This is a genomic window from Jiangella alkaliphila, from assembly GCF_900105925.1.
GTDB lineage: Bacteria > Actinomycetota > Actinomycetes > Jiangellales > Jiangellaceae > Jiangella > Jiangella alkaliphila.
Genome location: NZ_LT629791.1, coordinates 164,226 through 187,563, shown reverse-complemented (window position 1 = coordinate 187,563; position 23,338 = coordinate 164,226). Strand labels below are relative to the sequence as shown.

28 protein-coding genes are annotated in these 23,338 nt (G+C 72.6%); 15 read left to right on the top strand and 13 right to left on the bottom strand.

Features of this window, described 5'->3' with window-relative positions; all coding sequences use genetic code 11:
• Nucleotide 1: 1 nt before the first annotated feature.
• Nucleotides 2-940 carry an NAD-dependent epimerase/dehydratase family protein gene (locus tag BLV05_RS00930; protein ID WP_231948684.1) on the bottom strand — a complete coding sequence of 313 codons (939 nt, stop codon included), beginning with the start codon at nt 938-940 and terminating at the stop codon, nt 2-4.
• A 124-nt stretch (nt 941-1,064) separates the two neighbouring features.
• On the opposite strand from BLV05_RS00930, the gene BLV05_RS00925 reads away from it, so the two are divergent.
• Complete coding sequence (locus BLV05_RS00925) at nt 1,065-1,748, top strand: GAF and ANTAR domain-containing protein (protein WP_197683486.1); 684 nt, start codon at nt 1,065-1,067, stop codon at nt 1,746-1,748.
• Between the two features lie 52 nt (nt 1,749-1,800).
• The gene (locus BLV05_RS00920; protein WP_082155164.1) at nt 1,801-2,157 is read left to right on the top strand and encodes a WhiB family transcriptional regulator; all 357 of its coding nucleotides are present in this window, start codon (nt 1,801-1,803) and stop codon (nt 2,155-2,157) included.
• A 16-nt stretch (nt 2,158-2,173) separates the two neighbouring features.
• Here BLV05_RS00920 and BLV05_RS00915 read toward each other — a convergent pair whose 3' ends face one another.
• On the bottom strand, nt 2,174-2,665 hold the full coding sequence (locus BLV05_RS00915; protein WP_052762372.1) for a hypothetical protein: 492 nt from the start codon (nt 2,663-2,665) through the stop codon (nt 2,174-2,176).
• 72 nt (nt 2,666-2,737) lie between these two features.
• Nucleotides 2,738-4,213: a non-homologous end-joining DNA ligase gene (ligD, locus tag BLV05_RS00910; protein WP_456152183.1), complete on the bottom strand. Its 1,476-nt coding sequence runs from the start codon at nt 4,211-4,213 to the stop codon at nt 2,738-2,740.
• 169 nt (nt 4,214-4,382) lie between these two features.
• Between ligD and BLV05_RS00905 the strand changes: the two genes are divergently transcribed.
• Complete coding sequence (locus BLV05_RS00905; RefSeq protein ID WP_082155162.1) at nt 4,383-5,336, top strand: sigma-70 family RNA polymerase sigma factor; 954 nt, start codon at nt 4,383-4,385, stop codon at nt 5,334-5,336.
• A 62-nt stretch (nt 5,337-5,398) separates the two neighbouring features.
• The gene (locus BLV05_RS00900) at nt 5,399-5,590 is read left to right on the top strand and encodes a hypothetical protein (protein WP_046768333.1); all 192 of its coding nucleotides are present in this window, start codon (nt 5,399-5,401) and stop codon (nt 5,588-5,590) included.
• Between the two features lie 2 nt (nt 5,591-5,592).
• On the opposite strand, the gene BLV05_RS00895 is transcribed toward BLV05_RS00900, so the two are convergent.
• Complete coding sequence (locus tag BLV05_RS00895) at nt 5,593-5,985, bottom strand: YjbQ family protein (RefSeq protein WP_407716994.1); 393 nt, start codon at nt 5,983-5,985, stop codon at nt 5,593-5,595.
• A 148-nt stretch (nt 5,986-6,133) separates the two neighbouring features.
• On the opposite strand from BLV05_RS00895, the gene BLV05_RS00890 reads away from it, so the two are divergent.
• The 3 genes from BLV05_RS00890 (at nt 6,134) to BLV05_RS00880 (ending at nt 8,108) form a co-directional block, all read left to right on the top strand.
• Nucleotides 6,134-6,643, top strand: a complete 510-nt coding sequence (locus BLV05_RS00890; RefSeq protein ID WP_046768331.1) for an RNA polymerase sigma factor — start codon at nt 6,134-6,136, stop codon at nt 6,641-6,643.
• A 42-nt stretch (nt 6,644-6,685) separates the two neighbouring features.
• On the top strand, nt 6,686-7,435 hold the full coding sequence (locus tag BLV05_RS00885; RefSeq protein WP_046768330.1) for a hypothetical protein: 750 nt from the start codon (nt 6,686-6,688) through the stop codon (nt 7,433-7,435).
• Between the two features lie 151 nt (nt 7,436-7,586).
• Nucleotides 7,587-8,108, top strand: a complete 522-nt coding sequence (locus tag BLV05_RS00880; RefSeq protein WP_152690706.1) for a hypothetical protein — start codon at nt 7,587-7,589, stop codon at nt 8,106-8,108.
• Between the two features lie 18 nt (nt 8,109-8,126).
• Here BLV05_RS00880 and BLV05_RS00875 read toward each other — a convergent pair whose 3' ends face one another.
• From BLV05_RS00875 to BLV05_RS00865, 3 genes are all read right to left on the bottom strand, one after another.
• Nucleotides 8,127-8,951 carry an ABC transporter permease gene (locus BLV05_RS00875; RefSeq protein ID WP_046768328.1) on the bottom strand — a complete coding sequence of 275 codons (825 nt, stop codon included), beginning with the start codon at nt 8,949-8,951 and terminating at the stop codon, nt 8,127-8,129.
• Nucleotides 8,948-9,952, bottom strand: a complete 1,005-nt coding sequence (locus BLV05_RS00870) for an ATP-binding cassette domain-containing protein (RefSeq protein WP_046768327.1) — start codon at nt 9,950-9,952, stop codon at nt 8,948-8,950. The genes BLV05_RS00875 and BLV05_RS00870 overlap by 4 nt, the downstream gene beginning before the upstream one ends.
• Nucleotides 9,953-10,123: 171 nt before the next feature.
• Complete coding sequence (locus BLV05_RS00865; protein ID WP_046768326.1) at nt 10,124-10,810, bottom strand: PadR family transcriptional regulator; 687 nt, start codon at nt 10,808-10,810, stop codon at nt 10,124-10,126.
• Nucleotides 10,811-11,046: 236 nt separating this feature from the next.
• Here BLV05_RS00865 and cutA point away from each other — a divergent pair, with 236 nt between their 5' ends.
• Complete coding sequence (cutA, locus tag BLV05_RS00860) at nt 11,047-11,364, top strand: divalent-cation tolerance protein CutA (protein WP_046768325.1); 318 nt, start codon at nt 11,047-11,049, stop codon at nt 11,362-11,364.
• Nucleotides 11,365-11,758: 394 nt separating this feature from the next.
• Nucleotides 11,759-12,127, top strand: coding sequence for an STAS domain-containing protein (locus BLV05_RS00855; RefSeq protein ID WP_046768324.1), 369 nt, complete (start codon nt 11,759-11,761; stop codon nt 12,125-12,127).
• A gap of 55 nt (nt 12,128-12,182) precedes the next feature.
• On the opposite strand, the gene BLV05_RS00850 is transcribed toward BLV05_RS00855, so the two are convergent.
• The gene (locus tag BLV05_RS00850) at nt 12,183-13,037 is read right to left on the bottom strand and encodes an aldo/keto reductase (protein WP_046768323.1); all 855 of its coding nucleotides are present in this window, start codon (nt 13,035-13,037) and stop codon (nt 12,183-12,185) included.
• 112 nt (nt 13,038-13,149) lie between these two features.
• Between BLV05_RS00850 and BLV05_RS00845 the strand changes: the two genes are divergently transcribed.
• Nucleotides 13,150-14,031: a LysR family transcriptional regulator gene (locus BLV05_RS00845; RefSeq protein WP_046768322.1), complete on the top strand. Its 882-nt coding sequence runs from the start codon at nt 13,150-13,152 to the stop codon at nt 14,029-14,031.
• On the opposite strand, the gene BLV05_RS00840 is transcribed toward BLV05_RS00845, so the two are convergent.
• From BLV05_RS00840 to BLV05_RS00825, 4 genes are all read right to left on the bottom strand, one after another.
• Nucleotides 14,028-14,837 (bottom strand): SigB/SigF/SigG family RNA polymerase sigma factor, encoded by an 810-nt coding sequence (locus BLV05_RS00840; protein ID WP_046768321.1) that lies wholly within the window; start codon nt 14,835-14,837, stop codon nt 14,028-14,030. The genes BLV05_RS00845 and BLV05_RS00840 overlap by 4 nt on opposite strands.
• A 259-nt stretch (nt 14,838-15,096) precedes the next feature.
• Nucleotides 15,097-15,300: a cold-shock protein gene (locus BLV05_RS00835; protein WP_026874570.1), complete on the bottom strand. Its 204-nt coding sequence runs from the start codon at nt 15,298-15,300 to the stop codon at nt 15,097-15,099.
• Between the two features lie 261 nt (nt 15,301-15,561).
• Complete coding sequence (locus BLV05_RS00830) at nt 15,562-16,239, bottom strand: uracil-DNA glycosylase (RefSeq protein ID WP_046768320.1); 678 nt, start codon at nt 16,237-16,239, stop codon at nt 15,562-15,564.
• Between the two features lie 33 nt (nt 16,240-16,272).
• Nucleotides 16,273-17,874, bottom strand: a complete 1,602-nt coding sequence (locus BLV05_RS00825; RefSeq protein WP_046768319.1) for a peptide chain release factor 3 — start codon at nt 17,872-17,874, stop codon at nt 16,273-16,275.
• An 87-nt stretch (nt 17,875-17,961) separates the two neighbouring features.
• On the opposite strand from BLV05_RS00825, the gene BLV05_RS00820 reads away from it, so the two are divergent.
• Nucleotides 17,962-18,561 (top strand): isochorismatase family protein, encoded by a 600-nt coding sequence (locus BLV05_RS00820; RefSeq protein WP_046768318.1) that lies wholly within the window; start codon nt 17,962-17,964, stop codon nt 18,559-18,561.
• A gap of 4 nt (nt 18,562-18,565) precedes the next feature.
• On the top strand, nt 18,566-18,946 hold the full coding sequence (locus BLV05_RS00815; RefSeq protein WP_046768317.1) for a nuclear transport factor 2 family protein: 381 nt from the start codon (nt 18,566-18,568) through the stop codon (nt 18,944-18,946).
• On the opposite strand, the gene BLV05_RS00810 is transcribed toward BLV05_RS00815, so the two are convergent.
• Entirely contained in the window at nt 18,943-19,818 is an 876-nt protein-coding gene (locus tag BLV05_RS00810; protein ID WP_052762368.1) for a helix-turn-helix transcriptional regulator, read from the bottom strand. The genes BLV05_RS00815 and BLV05_RS00810 overlap by 4 nt on opposite strands.
• Nucleotides 19,819-19,974: 156 nt before the next feature.
• Between BLV05_RS00810 and BLV05_RS00805 the strand changes: the two genes are divergently transcribed.
• From BLV05_RS00805 to BLV05_RS00795, 3 genes are all read left to right on the top strand, one after another.
• Nucleotides 19,975-21,579: a serine/threonine-protein kinase gene (locus BLV05_RS00805; RefSeq protein ID WP_052762367.1), complete on the top strand. Its 1,605-nt coding sequence runs from the start codon at nt 19,975-19,977 to the stop codon at nt 21,577-21,579.
• A gap of 94 nt (nt 21,580-21,673) precedes the next feature.
• Nucleotides 21,674-22,285, top strand: coding sequence for a DUF47 domain-containing protein (locus tag BLV05_RS00800; protein ID WP_046768316.1), 612 nt, complete (start codon nt 21,674-21,676; stop codon nt 22,283-22,285).
• A 4-nt stretch (nt 22,286-22,289) separates the two neighbouring features.
• Nucleotides 22,290-23,297, top strand: a complete 1,008-nt coding sequence (locus BLV05_RS00795; RefSeq protein WP_046768315.1) for an inorganic phosphate transporter — start codon at nt 22,290-22,292, stop codon at nt 23,295-23,297.
• Nucleotides 23,298-23,338: the final 41 nt, after the last annotated feature.

Sequence of the window (23,338 nt, the reverse complement as noted above, 5' to 3'; positions counted from 1 at the left end):
CTCACGACAGCTCGCGCGCGACCGCCCGCTGGAACCAGGCGAGCGTGGCCGTCAGCCCCGCGCGCACGGAGGTCCGCGGCCGCCAGTCCAGTAGCTGGCTGGCGAGTGTGATGTCGGGCCGGCGGGCGTGGACGTCGACGGCCGGGGGCTCGACGAAGACGACCTCGGCGTCCGGGCCGGCGATCTCGGCCACTGTACGGGCGATCGTGAACACCGACACCGTCTCCGGGCTGCCGATGTTCACCGGCCCCGGGTAGCCGCCGCGGCCCAGCGCCAGCAGCCCGGCCACCGCGTCGTCGACGTAGCAGAGGGAGCGGGTCTGGGTGCCGGGACCGGGCACCGTCAGCGGCGCCCCGGCCAGCGCCTGCCGGATGAACCGCGACAGCACGCGGCCGTCGTCCAGGCGCATCCGCGGCCCGTACGTGCTGAAGATCCGCGCGATCGCCGTGCGCAGGGCGTACGTCGACCGGTACGCGGTCGTCAGCGCCTCGGCGAACCGGCGCGACTCGTAGTACGCGCCGTAGCCGTCGGCCGGGTCGACCTGACCGACCTGGTCCTCGCGGCTGGGCTCGTCGCCGGCCGGTCCGTACACCTCCGACGTCGACGCCAGCACGAACCGGGCCGACCGGGCGCGGGCGAGGTCCAGGGCGTTCAGCGTGCCGGAGCTGGCGCTGCGCATCGTCGCGACCGGGTCGAGCAGGTAGTCGCTCGGCGCCGCCGGCGCCGCCAGGTGGTAGACGACATCGACCGGCCCGGCGAGGTCGGCGCCCTCGTACACGTTGAGGTCGCGCCGCAGCAGCGCGAAACGGGGCTCGTCGTCCAGATGCCGGACGTTCGCCGCCCGGCCGGTCTCGAAGTTGTCGACGCAGGTCACCCGGTGGCCGGACGCGATGAGCGCGTCGCACAGGTGCGAGCCGAGGAAACCGGCTCCTCCGGTCACCACCGCATGCGGTTCAGCGCCGTTACCCACCATGTTCAGGTGCGTACCCGATGGGGGAGGATCGACACCGCCGACCCGGGTCGGGAAGAATGGACCATGGAGCTCGACGTGGCGGAGGACGGGCGTGAGCGAACCTGATGCGGGCGACTTCGCCGACATGGCGCTCGTGCTGCACGAAGAGCCCGACGTCGAACAGACGCTGGAACGCGTGGTCGAGTACGCGCAGCAGGCCACCGTCTGCGACGACGCCGGGCTGATGCTGCTGCACGGCGGCGGTCGCATCGAGACCACCGGCGCCACCGACCCGCGCGTGGGCAAGGCCGACGAGCTGCAGACCACGCTCGAGGAGGGGCCGGGCCGGGCCGCCATAGAGACCCGGGCGTCGGTCCTGGTCGAGGACACCGCGACCGACCCGCGCTGGCCGGCGTGGGGTCCGCAGGTCGCTGACCTGGGCCTGCGCAGCGCGCTGTCGGTGCGGCTGCACACCGGCAGGACCACGCTCGGCACGCTGAACCTCTACGGCCACCGGCCCGGCATGTTCGACGACGACGACACCGACGTCGCGGAGATCTTCGGCCGGCACGCCTCCATCGCGCTCGCGTCCGCGCGTGAAGAGGACGGCCTGCGGCAGGCCATCGGCGCCCGGCACGTCATCGGGCTGGCCCAAGGCATCCTCATGGAGCGCTACGGCGTCGACGCCGACCGCGCCTTCGCCGTCCTGCGCCGCTACTCCCGCAACTCCAACGTCAAGCTGCGCGTCGTCGCCGAGCGGGTCATCGCCACCGGACGGCTGCCCGACGAGCCCTGATCGTCGGGCCATCGCCCGGTTTGACCCGGGAGCCCCTGGGTATCCGGGGGTGATGGATGTCGGTGTGATGCGGATCGTGCCGCGGACCGAGGCCGGCCGCCGCAGCGATGTGGTGGTGCCGAGCCCGGACGAGCCCGGCGCGCGCGCCGACTCGGCGTCGTGGTGGGAGTACGGGCTGTGCCGGGCGTGGGACGCGGACCTGTTCTGCGTCCCCGAGGGCGTGACGCCGAGTCGCAAGCGCGCCCAGGAGACCCGGGCCAAGCGGATCTGCGAGACCTGCCCGGTCCGCGAACGCTGCCTCGCCGAGGCGATGGACCGCGACGAGCAGTACGGCGTATGGGGTGGGCTGGACACCGACGAACGGCGGCAGCTGGAGCGACGGCGACGGGGGCTGCGCCGCTCCAGCTGACCGCCTGCGGCCGGGTCTACCAGCCCTGACGCCCGCGGTCGCCGTCGTCCGCGACGACGTCGTGGCCGTCGGGATCCCGGCCGTTGGTGTCGCGACCGTTGGTGTCGCGGTCGTTGGTGGTCCGGCCGTCGGCGTCCGGGCCGTCGGCGTCTCGCCGCGGCGGCAGCGTGGTGGCCGGATCCGGCCGGTCGGGGTGCAGCGCGTCGGCCTTGCGGCGCCGTTCCGCTGCCGTCTCGGCCTCCTCGCCGGCGGTGACCCGCAGCCGCTCGGCCTCGGCCTCGCGTTCCGCGGCCTCGGCCCGCTCCCGGCGGGCCCGGGCGGCCAGCTCCTCGGCCTCGGCGTGGTGCCGTTCGGCCGTCCGTTCCGTGGCGGCCGCCTCCTTGTGCTCCTGGAGGGCGGCCTCGCGGCGCGCCGCCGTGTCGTGCGTGCGCCGGCGGGTGTACAGCCAGGCGGCCACGGCGATCAGCACCACGAGCACGATCAACACGATGATCAGCTCGGTACTCATGTCAGGGCACCTTCCCTTCGCCGCGGTCACGGTGACCGCGGCACAGGGGATCCGTACCCGATATGTCCCGGTTCAGTGGTCCGGCGGCGGGACCGGGCCAGGACCCATGGATACATCGCCGGCCGGCTTGTCGTCGCGCAGCCCCTCGAAGGACGGATGCCGCAGCGTGCCGGCGCCGGTCCACTCGGCGAACTCGACCTCGGCGACCAGCTCGGGCCGGACGAAGACGGCGTCGCGCTGCGGCTGGCGGCCGGTGAACGGGCTCTCGCCGATACGCAGCGCCTTCAACCGGCGCAGCAGCCGGGCGCGGGTGGCGTCGTCGAAGCCGGTGCCGACCTTGCCGGCGAACCGCAGAGCGCCGTCGTCGTCGTGATAGCCGGCCAGGAGCGCGCCGAGCGACCCCGCCAGCCGGCCCTGGCCCGGCACCCAGCCGCCGATGACGACCTCCTGGCGGCGCACGTTCTTGATCTTCAGCCAGTCGCGGCTGCGCCGTCCCGGCCGGTACGGGCTGTCCAGCCGCTTGGCGACGACGCCCTCCAGGCCCTGCCGCCGCGTGGCGTCGAGCAGGACGTCGCCGTCGCCGCGTTGGTAGTCAGGCGCCTGCCAGTGCGGGCCGGCCAGCTCGAGCGCCGCCAGCGCGCGCCGTCGCTCCTCGTAGGGCCGGTCCAGCAGCGACTCGCCGTCGAGGTAGAGCAGGTCGAAGACGACGTAGACCACCGGTGTGGTCTCCGCATGGCGGCGGATGTCGGCATCGGAGGCGAGGTGGATGCGCGGCTGGATGCGCTGGAAGCTGGGCCGCCCGGCGTCGTCGAACGCGACTATTTCGCCATCGAGCACCAGCCGGTGCGCGCCGACGGCGTTCGTCAGCGACCGCAGCTCGGGGTACTGCCGGGTGAACTCGCGGCCGTTGCGCCCGACCAGACGGAGCCGGCCGGGCTCGCCGAACGCGAGCGCGCGGACGCCGTCCCACTTGATCTCGAAGCCCCAGCCGTCCTGGTCGGGCGGCAGCGTCGACAGCGTGGCGGCCATCGGCACCAGCGACTCCGGCATCGGCTCGCCGTCGTCGGCCGGGCCGTCCATGCGGTGGATCATCCAGTCGTCGCCGCGGGTGCGGAACAGCGCGAACCGGCCCCGGACCCGCTCGCCGAACAGCCGGGCCACGACCTTGTCGTCGCGGAACTTCTCCGCCTCGTAGGTGCCGCTGTCCCAGATGGTCAGGGCGCCGCCGCCGTACTGGCCGGCCGGGATGTCGCCGTCGAAGGTCAGGAACTCCAGCGGGTGGTCGTCGGTGCGGACGGCGAGCCGGTTCTCGTCGGGCGTGCGCGGGAAGCCGCGGGGCAGCGCCCACGACGCCAGCACGCCGTCGTGCTCGAGCCGCAGGTCCCAGTGCAGCCGGCGGGCGTGGTGCTCCTGCACGACGAACCGTCCGCGGGAACCATCGTCCTCGCTCATCCGTTCCATCGTCGCTGGGGTAGCACTCTGCCGACAAGCGCGAACGCCGGAATACCCGGCTCTATCGGGACGTTCCCATTGCTGGAAGTCCCCGATAGGCCGCGATCGGCCCGGGGCTTCGGGAGCCGGATCGAGAGATTCGCGGGCTCCCGCAGGGCAACCCACCAGACGCAACCACCGACGGTTCGCGCGCCCATGGGCGCGCGGCCTGGGCGTGCCGTGGCCGCCACGACGACGTTGAGACGAGCAAGGGAGACAGAAACGCATGACGATGGTGGAGGAGCAGGTCCGCGCCCCGAACCGGGGGGCGGGTGAGGACTACGACCTGGTCGGCCAGTACCTCAAGCAGATCGGCACGACGCCGCTGCTGTCGGCGGCCGAGGAGGTCGAGCTGGCGCGCCGCATCGAGGCGGGCGTCTACGCGGCGTCGCTGCTGGAGACCGAGGGTCCCGGCCGGCGGCGCGACGAGCTGGCGGCGCTGGTCCGCGACGGCGAGCAGGCCAGGGACCACATGATCCGGGCCAACCTGCGGCTGGTCGTGTCGGCGGCGCGCAGGTACTACCGCAACAGCGGGCTGCCGTTCCTGGACGTCGTGCAGGAGGGGAACCTGGGCCTGATCCGGGCGGTCGAGAAGTTCGACTACTCGAAGGGCTTCAAGTTCTCGACCTACGCGATGTGGTGGATTCGGCAGGCCATCGAGCGCGGCAAGGCCGAGCGCGCCCGCACGATCCGGCTGCCGGTGCACGTGCTCGAGACGCTGTCCAAGGTGGGCAAGGCCGAGCGCAAGCTGACCGTCTCGCTGGGCCGCGACCCGACGCCGGAGGAGCTGGCCGCCGAGACCGACCTCACGCCCGCCCGGGTGGTCGAGCTGCGTCGCATTTCGCGCGACACCCTCAGCCTCGACACCCCGGTCGGCGAGCAGGGCAGCGCGAGCATCGGCGACCTCATCGAGGACACCGAGACCCCGCAGGCCACCGACGTCGTCGAGTTCCAGGCGCTCGGCGAGCAGGTCCGCGACCTCGTCAACACGCTGGCCCCGCGCGAGGCGCTGATCGTCTCGATGCGCTTCGGCCTCGAGGACGGCGAGCAGCACACCCTCCAGGAGGTCGCCGAGCGGGTCGGCCTGACGAAGGAGCGGGTGCGGCAGCTGGAGAAGCTGGCGCTGGCCGAGCTCCGCGACCCCGCGCGGCACCAGCCGCTGATCGAGTGGGCCGGCTGAGTCCCGAACCGCACGGAGGGCCCAGGGTTAACCTGGGCCCTTCGGCGTATTCGGAGGCTGTCATGAGCGAGCACCGCGACGGTGTGCACCACACCACCCAGGAGGATCGGGACCGCGCGATGGCCGTCCACTCCGTCGACGACGAGACGCGCGTACACGGCGATCCCGACGAGACCGAGCAGGTCATGGGCGCCGGCGGCGACCTGCGGACGCCCGAGCCCGAGCCGGAGCCCGAGGACGGCGACGGCGGCTGAGCTCAGCCGGCGAGGAACGACAACCGCAGCTTCCGGTCGCGGTTGTCGACGTTGGAGTCGACGACGACAACGCTCTGCCAGGTGCCCAGCGCCGGCGAGCCGCCCAGCACGGGCAGCGTCAGCGACGGCGCGATGAAGGCGGGCAGGACGTGGTCGCGTCCGTGGCCGAGGCTGCCGTGGCGGTGCCGGTAGACGTCCTGGCGCGGGAGCAGCCGGTCGACGGCGTCGGCGAGGTCGGGCTCGGTGCCGGAGCCGGTCTCGATCAGCGCCAGCCCGGCCGTGGCGTGCGGCACGAACAACTGACACAGGCCGTCGCCGCGGCCGCGGCAGAAGTCGAGCACGTCGCGCGTCACGTCGGTCACGAGATCGGTGCCGGTGCGCAGGTCGATGAGCAGGCTGTCCACGGGTCCATTCTGGCTGCTGTTGTGCACGTACGTTCCGGGATGCCGACGTCTGCCCGTAACCTTCTGGCCAGCGAGGTGATCACACTGTGAGGCAGGCGCCGACGGGAGGCGAGCGATCATCGGGGAAGACTTCGGGGTCGTGCTCGACGCGGCGCGCGCGGGTGCGCCGTGGGCGTTCGAGCGCCTGTACAACGACCTCGCGCCCGTCGTCACGGGCTATCTCCGGCTCCAGGGCGCGGCCGAACCCGACGATCTGACCAGCGAGGTCTTCCTCGGCGTGTTCGCCGGACTGCCCACGTTCGAGGGGACGGAGCCGCAGTTCCGGTCGTGGGTCTTCACCATCGCGCACCGGCGGTTGATCGACGAGCGGCGGCGGGCCGTTCGCCGTCCCAGCGAGCCCACCGACGACCCTGCGACGCTGGACGGGCCGGCCGGCGACGCCGAGGCGGAGGCGCTCGACGCGTTGGGGCTGCGGCGGGTGTACGAGCTTTGCGCGACGCTCTCGGCCGAGCAGCGCGAGGTGGTGCTGCTGCGCGTCGTCGGCGACCTCACCGTCGAGCAGGTCGCCCGCGCCGTCGGCCGGTCCGTGGGTGCCGTGAAGGCGCTGCAACGGCGCGGGCTCACGGCGCTACGAAAAAAAGTCGAGTGACCCCGTACCCCTGGGCGCCCCCGCGGCGATCACAGTGACGAGATGCTTCCACTGCACCTGCTCGACGAGGACGCCGTCGAGGCCCTGCTGACCGGCCGCCCGGTCACGCCCGGACTCGCGCCGCTGGCCGGCGCCGTCGGGGAGCTCCGGGCTGCCGCGCGGCAGCCCGCGCGGCCGTCGGCCGAGCTGGCGCAGCGGATGGCCGCCGGCGACTTCAGCGGCATCGCTCCCGCCCCGCTGACCCCGCAGCCGGACGGGCGCCGGCTGCGGTCCTGGCTGGCCGGCGTCAGCCCCCGGGTCCGCGCGGTCACGGGTGCGGTCGTCGTGTTCACCGGCCTCACCGCCGCCACCGCCACGGGCGCGCTCCCCGGCGCCGCTCAGGCGCACATGCAGTCGTTCATCGAGACGGTGACGCCGATCAGCTTCCAGCCCGACGAGCCCGACGCCGACGTCGTCGAGGACGTCAGTGACACGGGCCGGCCCGATGACTCCGGCGAGTCGGTGCGTCCACCCGGCAAGCCGGAGACCCCGCCCGGGAAGCCCGAAACTCCGGGCAACCCGAACAAGCCCGAGACGCCGCCGGGTAAGCCGCCTGAGAAGCCGGACAACCCGAACAAGCCGGAGTCGCCACCGGGCAAACCAGAGAAGCCGGAGAAGCCGGAGAAGCCCGAGAACCAGGGCAACGGTAACGGCAACTCCGGTGACGGCAATTCCGGGAACAACGGGAATGGCCAAGGCAACGGCAATTCCGGAAACGGCAACAACGGTAACGGCAACGGAAACGGCCCTTAGGGCCCCGAGAACGCCCGACGTACCACGAAGACGTCGGGTGCAGGTTGCGGCCCCGGTTCGCTGCGGAGGCCGGGGTCGCAACCTTCTACTCCCGAATGTCTGCCACCGGACCGGGGTAAGCAGACGCATGTCCCCATCGGGAGGAGTCGCGGTGTCGAAGCCCGCAGCAGACCTGACCATTCGGCCGGAGCCACAGCTGCTCGGCATCTACCTCAACGACCACCTGGCCGGCTCGACGGCCGGTGTGCAGTTGGTCCGCCGGCTCGCGCGCAGCATGCGTGGCACGCCTGTGGGGGAGCCGCTGAGCGGCCTGGCCGACGAGATCGGCGCCGACCGCGAGGAGCTGCTCGCCATCATGGACGAGCTCGAGGTGCCGATCCGGCGCTACAAGCTCTACACCGCGGCCGCCGCGGAACTGGCCGGCCGGCTGAAGTTCAACGGCCACCTGCTGACCCGCTCGCCGCTGAGCGTCATCGTGGAGCTGGAGATGCTGCGGCTGGGCATCGAGGGCAAGGCCAGCGGCTGGCGCACGTTACGCACGGTCGGCGCGGCCCGCGGGCGGCCGGACGTCGGCCGCGTCGACCGGCTCATCGAGCGGGCGACCGAGCAGGCGGCCCTGATCGAGACGCTTCGCGTCCGGGCCGCGGCGCGGGTGTTCGGCGTCGCGGCCTGAACGCGGGCGTCGGACGGGTCAGACGGATCGCTGGTAGGCGCGGAACGCCCGGGTCGCGAGCCAGGCCATGACGAGCGTCAGCGCGGCCAGCAGCCCGGCCCGGCCGAGGACGGCGGACCAGTCGGGGTCGCCGAGCAGTGCGTCACGGCTGGCCCGTGCGGCCCAGTCGACCGGGTTGTAGCGGGCGACGGTGCCGACCCAGTCGGGCAGCAGCGCCGGCGCCATCATCACCGTCGACGTGAACGCCAGCGGCAGCGTCAGGAACTGCGACACCCCGATCAGCGACTCCTGCGACCGCAGCGACAGCGCCACCGCGCAGGACAGCGCCGCGAAGATCACCGCGAGCAGCGTGGCGCAGAGGAGCACAACGAGCACGCCGGCCACGCCGCCGTCGTACCGGGCGCCGGCCAGCAGGCCGACCCCGAACACGATCAGCGACTGCACGACCGTCACGACCGCCTGGTACGCCAGCACGCCGGTGATCAGGGCGCCGCGGCTGACCGGCGAGGTGAGGTTGCGGTCCATGACGCCGCGTTGCATGTCGTCGATGAAGCCGGTGCCGGCCCACCCGGCCGACATCATCGCGGTCATGACGACGACGCCGGGGGTGAGGTACTCCAGGTAGGAGATGTCGCCGAAGCCGGGCAGGTCGGCGACCCGCTCGAACAGGGCGCCGAACAGCAGCAGCCACACCATCGGCTGGATCAGGGTGAACGCCAGGTACACGGGCTCGCGGCGCAGGATCCGCAGCGAGCGCCCGATGAGGTAGACCGAGTGCCGCAGCGCGAGGCCGCGCTGGACGTCGGGCCGGGCCGGCGCCACGGGTGCGAGGGTCGCGCTCATGCCGCCACCTCCGTCGCGGCCCGGTCGGTCAGGCCCGCGCGGTCGGCGCTGTGGAAGGACCGGCCGGCGTGGCGCAGGTACACGTCGTCGAGGGACGGACGGGCGACGGTCACCGAGGCGAGCGGGACGCCGGCGCCCTCGAGCGCGGCGAGCAGGCCGGGCAGCGTCGCCGCGCCGTTGCCGACGCGGGCGTGCAGCCGCGCGCCGTCGACGCCGACGTCGCCGACCCCGTGGACCGTGTCGATGGCCCGCCGGGCGGCCGCCTGCTGGCCCGGGTCGGCCAGCTCGACCTGGACGGTGTCGCCGTCGAGGCCGCCCTTCAGCTCCTCCGGCGTGCCCTCGGCGACGACCTGGCCGCGGTCGATGATGACGAGGCGGTCGGCCAGCTGGTCGGCCTCCTCCAGATAGTGGGTCGTGAGCAGGACGGTGACGCCGTCGGCCCGCGTGACGCCGGAGATCTCCGCCCACATGTCCGCGCGAGCCTCCGGGTCCAGGCCGGTGGTCGGCTCGTCGAGGAACAGCACCTGCGGCCGGTGCATCAGCGCCAGCGCGACGTCGAGCTTGCGCTGCATGCCGCCGGACCACGTCTTGGTGATCCGGTTCGCGGCCTCGGCCAGCCCGAACCGCTCCAGCAGCTGGTCGCCGCGGCTGCGGATGTCCGCGCGCGGCAGCCCGTAGACGTGGCCCTGCAGGGTGAGGTTCTCGCGCCCGGTCGCGGTCGGGTCGAAGCACGGCCGCTGCGGCACGTAGCCGATCGCGTGCCGGACCCGGCCGGGCTCCTTCGCGACGTCCAGGCCGGCGACGACGGCGGTGCCGCTGTCAGGCGTGGAGAGCGTGGTGAGGATCTTGGTGGTGGTGGACTTGCCGGCCCCGTTCGGCCCGAGCAGCCCGAACACGGTGCCGCGGGGGACCGCGAAGCCGACGCCGGACAGCGCCCGGACGGCCTTGGCCCCCTTGCCGTAGGTCTTCACCAGACCGTCGGCCTCGATGGCGTGCTCCATGGTGCGGATCTCCTTCCGATGGAAGGAACCGGTGCCGCACGGCGTCGCCCGTATCCTTGAAGGTGCAGAACCTGGGATCGGGGCGATCCTCGCGGTGAGTCTCCGGCTCCTGGTTTTCCGATCGGCTCCCGGTCGTGGTGTTGCAGCACCGCGGCCGGGAGCCGTGCTCGTCTAGGTCTTCTCGTAGGGCTGGGCGAAGGCGAGGTCGTCGGCGAACTCGACGCTGAGCTTTGCCTCGATCTCGTCGGGCGGCACGCCGTCCTGACGCAGCTCGTGCATGCGCTGCCACATGGCGAATCCGCCGAGGCTGCCGGCGCGCAACTCCGTCAGCAGCTGCTCGACGAACGCGGTCTCGGCCGTCAGCAGCGCGGCGGAGAACTCGGCCTCGATCATGAACAGCCGCGGCAGGTTGACCGACCGTGCCTCCTCGAACATCGCCTCGACGGCCTTCTGCTGGAAGCGCAGGTTGCGCAGCCGCTGGCCGAGCAGCTCGATGACCTCGTCCGGCGGCAGCGCGCCGGCCAGCGACAGCGCCGCCTCGAACTGGGTGAACTCCTTCTTCGGCGTGCTCAGCAGCTCGACCAGCCAGTCGACCATGATCTGGCCGCCGGTCTCGGTGATGGCGTAGACCGTGCGCTCCGGCCGCCGCCCCTCGCGCACCGTCGCGCCCACCTCGATCAGACCGCGCTTCTGCAGCGACTCGACGACGGAGTACAGCGAGCCGTAGTTGAGCTTGATGCTGTCCTCCTTGCGCCGCTCGCGCAGGGTGCTCGACATCTCGTAGGGGTGCATGGGCCGTTCCCACAGCAGCACGAGCACGGCCAGTGCCAGCGGATTGGACGGACGGGTGGCGGCCACGGCAACTCCTCCAGCTCGAATACTCGACTTCGAGTATTCGCCGCCGAGCGAGGCTTGTCAACTAGGGGGTGTCTGATGGATCTTGGTGGATGCGGGCGGCGTTCAGGCGTCGGTCCAGCAAGGCGTCGAAGTAGCTCGATGCCGCGCCATCGGGTGATGACACAACGCAGCTGGTCGGCGTCTGGGCGTCGATCCGCGCCGCCGAAGATCCATCAGACACCCCCTAGTCTGCGGCCATGTCCGAGGCATGCGTCATCGTCACCACGACGGCGGGCAGCGAGGCGGCGGCGCGCGAGCTGGCCGCCGGCGTCGTGGCGGCCCGGCTCGGCGCCTGCGCGCAGCTCGTCCCGATCACCACCGTCTACCGGTGGGGCGGTGAGGTGCGGACCGAGCCCGAGTGGCGGGTCGAGGTGAAGACCACGGCGGCCCGGGCCGAGGCGCTGACGGCACACCTGCGCGAGGTGCATCCGTACGACCTGCCGGAGATCGTGGTGACGCCGATCGTGGGCGGCAGCGGCGAGTATCTCGCCTGGGTGAGCACCGAAACCGGCTGACGGCCAGGGCCCCGCTCCGGGGGTCCGGGTCCGCGCTCAGGGCACGGACCCGGCCACCCGGTGCGCCGCGAACGGCGCGGGCACCCCCGTGGCGGGCTCGCCGGCCCGCCACTCGAGATGACGCCCGACCAGGGCGCACGGTTGCATCCGGCGCGGCACGTGAGGTTGACGGCGCAAAGGATCTTGATTCCGGGCGGCCGCCGTGCCAGAGTGACGTCCTCGCGATGATCCATGGAGACCTTGACAGTTCACACGACGCTCAGTAAAGGTAGGCGTCGGGTGAAATCGGCACCGGACGGGGCGAACGTTCCCCTCGCCGGGTGCCGACCACTGGAGGCTTGGCAGGACTCGGGGTGGAGTCCAGGCCTCCCGAACCGATGGTGGTGAAGCGTCCGTGAGCAACGACGTCGCCGTGCAGGCCCGCGACTTCGGTGGCTGCACGATCCTGACCGTTCCCGGCGATCTCGACGCCGCACTGGCCGACGAGGTCCGGTGGGCCGCCAACGCCGCCGACAGCCGTCATGTCGTGGTCGACCTGGGCCGAGCCGGCTCCGTCGACCCGTCGGCGGCGTCGGTGCTGGCCGGCCTGCATGAGCGTATCCGCGCCAGGGGCGGTGGCGTCTGCGTGGTCACCCGCGACCACGGTGTGCGAGCCCAGCTGGAGCGGCTCGCGGCCGACCTGGGGCTGCGCTGCTACACCGAGATCGGCGACGCCCTCGAGGCGTCCATGTCCGAGCGCCAGGCGGGCCTGGCCCGCGCGTAACGGAGAGAAGTGGTGGGCGGCGCCAGCACGCCGCCCACCGGTCCAGAGGTGTCGCTCAGCCGAGCGAGGCCAGTTCCTCCGGCGTGAGCACCAGCTCCACCGCAGCGGCCGAGTCGCGGATGGTCTCGGGCCGGCTCGAGCCGGGGATCGGGACCACGCGCTCGCTCTTCGCCAGCATCCAGGCGAGGCACACCTGCTGCGGGCTGACGCCGTGCGCGGCGGCCACACGGGCGAACGGCTCGTGCGCCGAGCCGAGCCCGCCGGCGCGGGTGATGCCGCCGAGCGGGCTCCACGGCAGGAACGCGATGCCGAGGCGGTCGCACAGCTCCAGCTCCGGCTCGCTGGTGCGGAACCGCGGCGAGAACTGGTTCTGCACCGACGCCAGGCGGCCGCCCAGGATCTCGTTGGCCAGCTCGATCTGCTCAGGGTTCGCGTTGGAGATGCCGGCCATCCGGATCTTGCCCTCGTCGAGCAGGTCGCGGATGGCGCCGACGGAGTCCGCGTACGGCACCGCCGGGTCGGACCGGTGGAACTGATAGAGGCCGATCGCGTCGACGCCGAGGCGCTTCAACGACGCCTCGCAGGCCGCCTTCAGGTAGTCGGGCGAGCCGTTCTTCGTCCATGACCCGTCGCCGGGGCGCAGGTGGCCGCCCTTGGTGGCGACCAGGACGCCGGACGTGTCGCCGCCGTACGCGGCCAGCGCCTTGGCGATGAGCGTCTCGTTGTGGCCGACCTCGCCGGCCAGCAGGTGGTACGAGTCGGCGGTGTCGATGAACGTGATACCCGCGTCGAGCGCCGCGTGGATCGTGGCGATCGATCGGGCTTCGTCCGGCCGGCCTTCGATGGACATGGGCATGCCGCCCAGCCCGATGGCGCTGACCTGGACGTCGCCGATGTGGCGGAACTGCATGGGACGTGACCTCCGGGGATCGGATCGGTGCTGCGCCTCCAGTCTCGGCGCGGCGTCCACGGTGTGTCCAACAGGAGAACCCGAACGAATTCAGAAGCTACGATTCTCAATCGTGGAACTGCGGCACTTGGAGCATTTCGTCGCCGTCGCCGAAGAGGGGCACTTCACCCGGGCGGCGCAGCGGCTGATCATCAGCCAGTCGGGGCTGTCGGCCTCGATCCGGACGCTGGAGCGCGAGCTGGGCGCGGCGCTGTTCCACCGCAACACCCGGCAGGTCAGCCTCACCGAGGCCGGCCGGGCGCTGCTGGCGGAGTCGCGGCGGGCGCTGGCGTCGGTCGAGGCGGCGCGAGAGGCGGTGGCCGCGGTCAACGGGCTGCTGCGCGGGACGGTGCGCATCGGCGCCGAGCAGTGCCTGGGCGCCGTCGACGTCCCCGGCCTGCTGGCCCGGTTCCGGGCCGCGCACGCCGGTGTCGAGGTGCGGCTGGACCAGGCCGGCTCGGCCCGGCTGCTGGCCGACGTCCGGGCCGGCGTGCTCGACGTCGCGTTCGTGCCGGTCGTCGCGCCGCCGCCTGACGACGTCGACCTCGTCCCGCTGAACACCGAGGCGATGGTCATGCTGTGCCGGCCCGACCACCGGCTGGCCGGGCGCGGCAGCATCGCGCTGAGCCAGCTGCACGGCACGGCGTTCGTCGACTTCCAGGAGGAGTGGGGCGCCCGGCAGCTGACCGACGCCGCGTTCGCCGCGGCCGGCCTGGACCGCCAGGTGACGATGGAGGTCAACGACGTCCACACGCTGCTCGACCTCGTGGGGCACGGCCTCGGAGTCGCGCTGGTGCCCGAGCACGTCAGCCGCAAACGGGCCGCCCAGGGGCTGGACGTCGTCATGATCGACGACACCCTGCCGCGCTGGGCGGTCTCCGTCGCGCTACCGGCCGCCCAGCGCCGCGGGGTGGCCGTCGACCGGCTGCTCGAGCTGCTCAGCGGCCACTCCTAGGCGGCGACGCTGGCGCCGACACGGGTGCGCAACTGGCCCAGGATGCGGGCCAGCAGGCGCGACACCTGCATCTGGGTGACGCCCAGCTCCTTGGCGATCTCCTGCTGCGTCCAGCCCTTGAAGAAGCGCAGGTAGAGGATCTGCCGGTCGCGGGCCTTGAGCTCCCGGCAGGCCGGGGCCAGTGCGACCACGGCCTCGGCGCGGCCGAAGCCGTCGTCGTCCTCGCCGAGCGTCTCGGCGAGCGGGGTCTCCTCGCCACCGCTGCCGCGGTAGTCGATCGAGGCCACCGTGAAGCACTCGTGCGAGGCGCTGGCCTCGAGGACGTCGTCGACCTCGACGCCGAGGTGCTCGGCGAGGTCGGCCGGCGTCGGCGCCGCACCCTTGGCCTGCGAGATCTCCGCCGTGGCGGCGGTGACCCGGGCGTGCAGCTCCTGGACCCGGCGCGGCGGGCGGACCGTCCAGCCGTGGTCGCGGAAGTAGCGCTTGACCTCACCGGTGATGGTGGGGACGGCGAAGGAGACGAAGTCCTTGCCGCGGTCGGGGTCGAACCGCTGTGCGGCGTTGACCAGGCCGAGGTTGGCGACCTGCAGCAGGTCGTCGCGCTCGATGCCGCGCCCGTAGTAGCGCCGGGCGATCGACTCGGCGAGCCGTAGATGAATGAGAACGACCTCGTCGAGGAGCCGCTGGCGCTGCATGCCGGTACTGCGCGCCGCCCGGCGAAGAAGGTCGTGGGTGAGTTCGTGACGCTCAGTGTTCTGGTGCTGGTGCTGATGGTCGTCCGTCGACGCGAGTACGTGGGTCTGCACGGCCTACACCTCTCCAGAATGAAGCGGAAGTGGCGATTGCTTGACCACGTGCCATACACCGAACCACAGTAACCTGTTCGTTATCAAGCCCCTTCTGAACAGAACGGTCCGTCTGCCCCCTGGCCGGCGGCCGTCGCAGGGTCGCTGAGCAGCGCGAACGGCCGTTTGAGCGAGGTCCGGACCACCTGGAATACTGCTCTGGACGCGCCGCGGCCCCCGTACCTGCGGGAGGTACGGGGGCCGCGGTGTGACAGGTTGATCAGACCGGACGGACCGCGTCAGCCTGCGGGCCCTTCGGGCCCTGGGTGATCTCGAACTCCACCCGCTGGTTCTCGTCCAGCGTGCGGTAGCCGTCGGCCTGAATCGCCGAGTAGTGCACGAAGACGTCCGGCTCGCCGTTGTCCTGTGCGATGAAGCCGAAGCCCTTCTCAGCGTTGAACCACTTGACGGTTCCCTGTGCCATGTGCCGTGTCCTCCTACGGGACGGTGACGAAGGCCGCACCGTGCGACCTCCGGGTTGCTGCCGCCGTCTCCCGCTACCACAGTGCTGGAGGCACAGAGAAGCGAAAAACGCCCGCGATAACATCCCACGGGCGTTCAAGGACGTGCGAGGAACTGTTACTGCAACCGCGGAAACAGTACCACCTTGGGCCCGCGCCGGGAAGCATACGATGATCGAACGCTAGTTGCACAAGTGTGTATCCCACTTTGTGAACGCGGCGTATCAGGGGAGCTTCCAGTCGACCGGCGCTGCGCCCAGGCCCTGCAGGAGCTCGTTTGCCCTACTGAACGGCCGTGAGCCGAAGAAACCGTTGCGCGCAGACATGGGGCTCGGGTGGGCCGACTCAATACATGGAACGTTACCAAGTAGTGGCCGGAGATTTCTCGCATCGCGACCCCACAAGATGGCGACGATAGGCGTTCCACGTCCGGCGAGCGCCCGGATGGCTTGCTCGGTGACTTCTTCCCAGCCCTTTCCCCTGTGCGCGCCGGGATTTCTCGGCGCCACCGTCAGAGCCCGGTTGAGCAGCAGCACGCCGTGTTCGGCCCACGGCGTGAGGTCGCCGGTGGCGGGCGGCGGGTGGCCGAGGTCGGCGCCGTACTCCTGGAAGATGTTGACCAGGCTCGGCGGCAGCGGCCGGACGTCGGGCGCCACCGAGAAGCTCAGCCCGACCGCGTGACCCGGCGTCGGGTACGGGTCCTGGCCCACGATGAGCACCCGGACGTCGTCGAACGGCTGGGTGAAAGCGCGCAGCACGTTCTGCCCGGCCGGCAGGTACGTGCGTCCGGCGGCCAGTTCGGCGCGCAGGAACTCGCCCATGGCGGCGATGCGCGGGGCGACCGGCTCGAGGGCGCGCGCCCAGCCGGGATCGACGAGTTCGGAGAGCGGCCGAGCGGTCATTGCGGCCAAGTGTAGAGAAGCGGTGCGCCGGCGTCAGTCCGCCCCGGCGACCAGCGGTTCGAGCGCGACGTCGGGGTGCCGGCGCTGCACCGACGCCAGCCGCCACTTGTCCGGGAACAGCGCCAGCAGGGCGCCGTCGCGCCGCTCGGCCACCTCGACGCCGGCCTCGGCGTTCAGCAACGCGACGCCGTCGGCGTCGGTGCGCCGGGCCAGGCCGTAGGGCAGCGAGTCGAGCGCGATCGGCACGCCGAACTCCTGGCCGAGCCGGGCGGTGGCGACCTCGAACTGCAGCGGCCCGACGGCGGCCAGGATCGGCGCGCCGTCGCCGCGCCGGTTCGAGGTGAGGATCTGCACGACGCCCTCCTCGGCCAGCTGCTCGATGCCGCGGCGGAACTGCTTGGCCTTGCTGGTGTCGGTGGTCCGCGCGGTGACGAAGTGCTCAGGGGCGAACGACGGCATCGGCGGGAACGCGACGGGGGAGCCCTCGGCGTACAGGGTGTCGCCGACGGTCAGCGCGTTCGCGTTGACCAGGCCGACGATGTCGCCCGGGAAGGCGATGTCGATGGTCTCGCGCTCGCGGCCGAGCATGGTGCGGGCGTACTTGGTGGCGAACGGCCGGCCGGTGGCGGCGTGCGTGACGACGGCGCCGCGCTCGAACCGTCCGGAGCAGACCCGGACGAAGGCCAGGCGGTCGCGGTGCGCCTTGTCCATGCCGGCCTGCACCTTGAACACCAGCCCGGAGAACGGCGCCTCGACCGGCCGCGGCGTGCCCTCGGCGTCGGGCCGGGCGCTGGGCGGCGGGGCCAGTTCCACCAGCGCGTCGAGCAGCTGGCGCACGCCGACGTTCACCACGGCGGCGCCGAACAGCATGGGCGTCGAGGTGCCGGCGTGGAACGTCTCGAGGTCCAGGGTGTCGAGCAGCGACACCTCGTCGAGTGCGGTGCCCCACGCGTCGGCGTAGCGCTCCTTCGCCTCGGCCGCGCTCAGGAGCTGCTCCTCGGCGATGCGCGCGCCGCCGGGCGCCCGCTCGAACGTCGTCATGGTCTCGTCGTCGCGGTCGAGCAGGCCGTGGAAGGTGCCGGCCTCGCCGACCGGCCAGTTCAGCGGCGTGGCCGTGAGCCCGATGCGCTGGTCCAGCTCGTCGACGAGGTCGAGCACGTGCATGCCCGGCCGGTCCCACTTGTTGACGAACGTGACCACCGGGACGCCGCGGTGCCGGCAGACGTCGAACAGCTTCAGCGTCTGCGGCTCGAGGCCCTTCGCGGCGTCGAGCAGCATGACCGCGCAGTCGACGGCGGCCAGCACCCGGTAGGTGTCCTCGGAGAAGTCGGCGTGCCCCGGGGTGTCGAGCAGGTTGACGACGTGTCCCTGGTACTCGAACTGCAGCGCCGCCGACGTGACGGAGATGCCGCGGGCCTGCTCCATCTCCATCCAGTCGGAGATGACCGCCCGCCGGCCCGACTTCCCGTGCACCGCGCCGGCCTCGCCGATGACGCGCGCGTGCAGCGCCAGCGCCTCGGTGAGCGTCGACTTGCCGGCGTCGGGGTGGCTGATGACGGCGAACGTGCGGCGCCTGGCCGCCTCGGCGGCGACGCCGGAGGCAGCAGCCGGCGACGCGGCGGAGGTGGGGGGCATGGCATCAAGTCTACGGTGGCCGGATGTCGCGGTAGGTCGGCGTGATCGCGCTGGGCGCAGGCGGCCCGCCGGCCGGACGATCGAGGCATGAGCAGAGCACTTCTCGTCATCGACGTCCAGGAGTCGTTCCGGCAGCGCCCACTCTGGGAGCTGATCTCCGACCCGGACGTGGCCGGCAAGGTCGCCCGGCTGGTCGAGCACGCCCGCGACCAGGGCGACCTCGTCGTCTGGGTGCTGCACACCGAGCCGGGCAGCGGCGGCGCCTTCGACCCGGAGCTGGGGCACGTCCGGCTGCTGCCCGGCCTGGACCCAAGGCCCGGTGAGCCGGTGCTGACGAAGACGTCGCACAACGCGTTCACGACGACCGGCCTGCAGCAGCTGCTGACCGAGCGCGGTGTCAGCGAGGTGGTGGTCAGCGGCCTGCGCACCGAGCAGTGCTGCGAGACGACGGCCCGGCTGGCGTCCGACCTGGGCTACCGGGTGACGTTCGTCATCGACGCGACGGCGACGAACCCGATCGAGCACCCGGAGGCGCCGGCCGGGCGGAGCAACGCGGAGATCCTGGCCGACCCGCGCACGCTCGGCGTCGACGAGATCCTGACCCGGACGGAGTACGCGCTGGCCCGCCGGTTCGCCACCGTGGTGCGCGTCGACGAGGTGGTGGGGGCGCCGACGCTGGCAGGCTAGGGGCATGGACAGTGCTCGGGTCACAGCCTGGATCGAGTCCTACGAGCGCGCCTGGCGCACGCCGGGCGTCGAGTCGCTCGACGAGGTGTTCGCCGCCGGCGCGACCTACCAGCAGAGTCCCTACCAGGACCCGGTCGTCGGCCTGACGGCCATCGAGCGGATGTGGGAGGCCCAGCGCGACGGCCCGGACGAGGTGTTCCGCATGGTCACCGAGGTCGTCGCGGTCGACGGCGACACCGCGGTCGTGCGGGCCGAGGTCTGGTACGGCGACCCGGTCACCGAGGAGTTCCGCGACCTGTGGGTCGTCCGCCTCGACGACGACGGGCGCTGCACCTGGTTCGAGGAGTGGCCGTTCGCCCCACCCGGCCGGCGGGCCATGGCCTAGCCGTCGGCCTCGGGCTCGGGCTCGGCCTGGACCGGGCGGAAGATCTCGCGCACGTCGCGCGGCTCGAACGTCTCGTGCGTCGGCTGCGCGGCGGAGACGTGGTCGAGCTGGAACCAGCGGCCGGCGTCGGCCTCGCGGCTCCAGGCCAGCACGAACCAGGCGCCGCGCGAGTGCGCGAACCCGAGCGGCTCGACCTGCTCGGTCAGCGTCTCGGTGGTGGCGGCGGGCGTGTGGTCGAGGAGGACGACGCGGTGGTCGCGGATGGCGTCGGTGAGGACGGGGCGGACGGCGTCGTCGTGCGGCGGCTCGGGCTCGCCGGGGCGGATCCAGATGCGCTCGGCGACGGCGGTGACGTCGGCGCGGCGGTCGGGCGCGACCGCGCGCAGCACCTTGGCCGCGGCGGCCGAAGCGGCGGCGGCGAACGGCTGGTCGGGCACTGACTGCAGCCCGACGACGATGGCCAGCGCCTCGTCGGGGGTGAGGCTGAGCGTGCGCTGCCCGGCCTGGTCGATGACGTAGCCGCCCTGCGGGCCGCTGGACGCGCGGATCGGGATGCCGGCCTGCTGCAGCGCGATGACGTCGCGCTTCACCGTGCGGGCGGAGACGCCCAGCCGCTCGGCCAGCCACGACGACGTGCGGCCCTGGCGGCCGGCGGCGTGCAGCTCGCGGGCCAGGCTGTCGAGGCGGGTGCTGCGGCTGGCCCGGCCGGTGGCGTCGCCGGAGCCGGGCCGGACGTCGCCGCCGGACGGCCGCGGGCCACCGGGCGCGCGCCGGGGCGCCGACGGGGTGTCCGCCGGCCGGCGCATGCGCGGCAGCCGGGTCGGTGCGTCGGTGGTCTCGTGCTGAGCCGTCGCCTGGCCCTGGCTGCCCATCGCCGGTCCTCCCCGAGCCGGACTCCTTCGGCCCGGCCGCACCCCCATGATCGATCGTGTTGTCATAGCAAAGCACGCTGCGGCCCCGCAGGCGTGGCGCTCGCCCGGCGTGGCTCGGGAATGCCTCGCCGGGGTCCGGTCGGTTACCGTCTACCTGTGGATGCGAGGCCGGCCGAACTCACCCACATCGGCCCGTACCGGGTGGTCCGTCAGCTCGGTGAGGGCGGCATGGGGGTCGTGTACCTGGCGACCGCTCCTGACGGCCGCCCGGTCGCGGTGAAGACCCTGCGCCCGTGGCTGGTCGGCGGCACCGACGGCCGCCGCCGGTTCGAGCGCGAGGTCGCCACGCTGGTCCGGGTGCGCGGCGACCGCGTGGCCGAGGTGCTCGACGCCGACGTGTCCGCGGAGCCGCCGTACATCGTCACCCGGTTCGTCGACGGCGTCCCGCTGAGCGCGTGGGTGGCCGAGCACGGCCCGCTGGCCGCCGCCGATCTGCGCATCCTGGCGCGCGGTCTGCTCGAGGCGCTGACCTCCGTGCACGCCGCCGGGGTCGTGCACCGCGACATCAAGCCGGGCAACGTCATGCTGGCTGCCGGCGGGCCGGTGCTCATCGACTTCGGCATCGCGCACGCCACCGACGACACCCGGCTCACCGCCACCGGCCTCATCTCCGGCACGCCGGGCTACTTCGCGCCCGAGACCGTCCTCGGCCGCGACCCGACGCCGGCCACCGACGTGCACGCCTGGGCGGCGACGCTGACCTACGCCGCGGCCGGCCGGGCTCCGTACGGCGGCGGCCCCGACCTCGCCGTCGTCGACCGCATCCGGCGCGGCGAGCACGACCTCTCCGGCGTCGAGCCGTGGCTCGCGACGGTGCTCGACGCCGCGCTGCACCCCGACCCCGCCCGCCGCCCCGGCGTCCCGGCCCTGGTGCACGCGCTCGGCTCGGCCGAGCCGCCCACTGTCGCCGTCCCACCGCCGGCGCTCGACGACACCGCGGTCATCGCGCCGGTGCCGGCGCCGCCCCCGCTGCCGGTCACGCCCGCGCCGCCGCCGTACGTCCCGCCGACCCAGGTGCAGCCGCCGCCGCTGCCGGTCCACGACCGGCGCCAGCAGCGCCCCCAGCAGCCGCCGCCGAAGCCGTCGCCGCTGGCCGTCCCGCCGCCGCGGCCGGGCGGTGAGTCGCTGGCGCCGGGCAGTTGGCGGTCCCGGCTGGCCATCGGCCTGGGCGGGCTGCTGCTGGTGTTCCTCATCGCGGCCGCGCCGTGGGCCGGCGGTGCCGCGGCGCTGCTGATCCTGCTGACCGGCCGCATCGTCTGGCGCATCCAGCGGCGGCTGTTCGAGCGGCGCGAGGTGCGCGGCGCCCAGCGCAACGACTCCGTGGTGGCGGCGCTGGCCGCGCCGTGGGACGTCGTGGCCGCGGCGGTGCCGTGCCTGGCCCAGCTGCTGGTGGCGGCGCTCGGCGCACTGCTGGTCGGCGGCCTGCTGGACCTCATGGACGTCGGCGGCACGCGCACGCCGTCCATCGCGGCCGCCGTGGTGGCGACGTGGCTGGTGTGGCGCGGCCCCGGCACGGTGCGCAGCCGGCACGGCATCCGGGCGATCCTGGCGCCGCTGGACCGGTCCCGCGACCTCGCGTGGGTGGTGCTCGGCGCGCTGTTCCTCCTGGCCTGCGGAGCGGTGCTGATCTTCGACTCGTTCGGCGGCGGCTGGTGGCCGGGCGACCTCTCGTTGAACGACCTCAATCGGTGGACCGACTGAAGATCCACAGGTGAACAGCGGGGACGTGTGACACGTCACAGACTGTTCACCGTTTAGCATTCCACCGTTCGCCTCCGTCCGACAGAGGAGTTTCGTGCGCTTATCCCCACGAGACAACGCCTTCTTCGACCTGTTCGCCGCCTCCGCTCGTAACCTGCGCGAAGGCGTGCGGCTGCTGTCCGAGGCGCTCGCGTCCGACGCCGACCGGGCCGGCCTCGCCGTCCGCCTCAAGGAGGTCGAGCACCAGGGCGACGAGCACACCCACGAGATCGTCCGACGGGTCAACTCCACGTTCGTCACGCCGTTCGACCGCGAGGACATCTACCGGCTGGCCGGCGCGCTCGACGACGTGCTCGACGACGTCGAGGCGGCGCTGGACCTCATGGTCCTGTACCGGGTGGGCGACCTGCCGCACGGCGTGGGCGACCTCGTCGACGTCTTGGACCGCGCGGCCGAGCTGACCGCCGACGCGATGCCGCGGCTGCGGACCCCGTCGGAGCTCGCCGACTACTGGATCGAGGTCAACCGGCTGGAGAACCAGGCCGACCAGGACTACCGGCGGCTGCTGGCGCGCATCTTCTCCGGCGAGTACGACGCCCTGACGGTGCACAAGCTCAAGGACGTCGTCGACACGCTGGAGTCGGCGGTCGACGGGTTCGAGACCGTCGCCAACATCATCGAGCAGATCGCCGTCAAGGAGTCGTGAGCGGGTGGAGCTCGCCCTGATCCTGACGGTGATCGTCGTCGCGTTGTCGTTCGACTACACCAACGGGTTCCACGACGCGGCGAACGCCATCGCCACGTCGGTCTCGACCCGGGCGCTGACCCCTCGCGTCGCCCTCATGCTGGCCGCGTCGATGAACCTGGTCGGCGCGTTCCTCGGTACCGGCGTCGCGCAGACCGTCGGCTCCGGCATCATCGCGCCGCCCGACGGCGACAGCGGCCTGCTGGTCGTGCTGGCCGCGCTCGTCGGCGCGATCGTCTGGAACATCCTCACCTGGTGGCTCGGACTGCCGTCGTCGTCGACGCACGCGCTCATCGGCGGGCTGGTCGGCGCGGCCATCGCGTCGGCCAACACCGTGCACTGGTCCGGCGTGTTCGAGAGCGTCGTCATCCCGATGGTGGTGTCGCCGCTGGTCGGGTTCGGGCTGGCGTTCCTCGTGATGACGGCGATCCAGTGGATCTTCCGCCGGGCCCATCCGGGCCGGGTGAACCGCGGCTTCCGGATGGCCCAGACGCTCAGCGCGGCCGCCATGGCGCTCGGCCACGGCCTGCAGGACGCGCAGAAGACCATGGGCGTCATCACGCTGGCGCTGGTGGTCGGCGAGTACCAGTCGGGCTTCGAGGTGCAGTGGTGGGTGATCGTGCTGGCCGCGACGGCGCTCGCGGCGGGCACGTACGCCGGCGGCTGGCGGATCATGCGGACGCTGGGCCGCCGGATCGTGCACCTCGACCCGCCGATGGGCTTCGCCGCGGAGTCGGTGGCGGCCAGCGTGCTCTACACGACGGCGTTCGCCTACCACGCCCCGATCTCGACCACCCAGACCATCACGTCCGCCGTCATCGGTGTCGGCTCGACCAAGCGGCTGTCGGCGGTCCGCTGGGGCGTCGCCGGCAACATCCTCAGCGCCTGGGTGCTGACGATTCCGATGGCCGGTCTCGCGGCCGCCCTCAGCTACGGCGTCCTCCACCTCCTGCCGGGCCTCCGCTCACTCTGACGCCCGCCCCATGATCATGGGGCGGGGCTTGACAGCACTGG

Excerpts from the sequence above, each read along its gene's own strand:
- BLV05_RS00920 (WP_082155164.1), top strand. The coding sequence starts at position 1,801 with ATGGATGTCGGTGTGATGCGGATCGTGCCGCGGACCGAGGCCGGCCGC.
- BLV05_RS00915 (WP_052762372.1), bottom strand. The coding sequence starts at position 2,665 with ATGAGTACCGAGCTGATCATCGTGTTGATCGTGCTCGTGGTGCTGATC.
- BLV05_RS00905 (WP_082155162.1), top strand. The coding sequence starts at position 4,383 with ATGACGATGGTGGAGGAGCAGGTCCGCGCCCCGAACCGGGGGGCGGGT.
- BLV05_RS00900 (WP_046768333.1), top strand. The coding sequence starts at position 5,399 with ATGAGCGAGCACCGCGACGGTGTGCACCACACCACCCAGGAGGATCGG.
- BLV05_RS00885 (WP_046768330.1), top strand. The coding sequence starts at position 6,686 with ATGCTTCCACTGCACCTGCTCGACGAGGACGCCGTCGAGGCCCTGCTG.
- BLV05_RS00875 (WP_046768328.1), bottom strand. The coding sequence starts at position 8,951 with ATGAGCGCGACCCTCGCACCCGTGGCGCCGGCCCGGCCCGACGTCCAG.
- BLV05_RS00870 (WP_046768327.1), bottom strand. The coding sequence starts at position 9,952 with ATGGAGCACGCCATCGAGGCCGACGGTCTGGTGAAGACCTACGGCAAG.
- cutA (WP_046768325.1), top strand. The coding sequence starts at position 11,047 with ATGTCCGAGGCATGCGTCATCGTCACCACGACGGCGGGCAGCGAGGCG.
- BLV05_RS00850 (WP_046768323.1), bottom strand. The coding sequence starts at position 13,037 with ATGCAGTTCCGCCACATCGGCGACGTCCAGGTCAGCGCCATCGGGCTG.
- BLV05_RS00835 (WP_026874570.1), bottom strand. The coding sequence starts at position 15,300 with ATGGCACAGGGAACCGTCAAGTGGTTCAACGCTGAGAAGGGCTTCGGC.
- BLV05_RS00830 (WP_046768320.1), bottom strand. The coding sequence starts at position 16,239 with ATGACCGCTCGGCCGCTCTCCGAACTCGTCGATCCCGGCTGGGCGCGC.
- BLV05_RS00825 (WP_046768319.1), bottom strand. The coding sequence starts at position 17,874 with ATGCCCCCCACCTCCGCCGCGTCGCCGGCTGCTGCCTCCGGCGTCGCC.
- BLV05_RS00820 (WP_046768318.1), top strand. The coding sequence starts at position 17,962 with ATGAGCAGAGCACTTCTCGTCATCGACGTCCAGGAGTCGTTCCGGCAG.
- BLV05_RS00815 (WP_046768317.1), top strand. The coding sequence starts at position 18,566 with ATGGACAGTGCTCGGGTCACAGCCTGGATCGAGTCCTACGAGCGCGCC.
- BLV05_RS00810 (WP_052762368.1), bottom strand. The coding sequence starts at position 19,818 with ATGGGCAGCCAGGGCCAGGCGACGGCTCAGCACGAGACCACCGACGCA.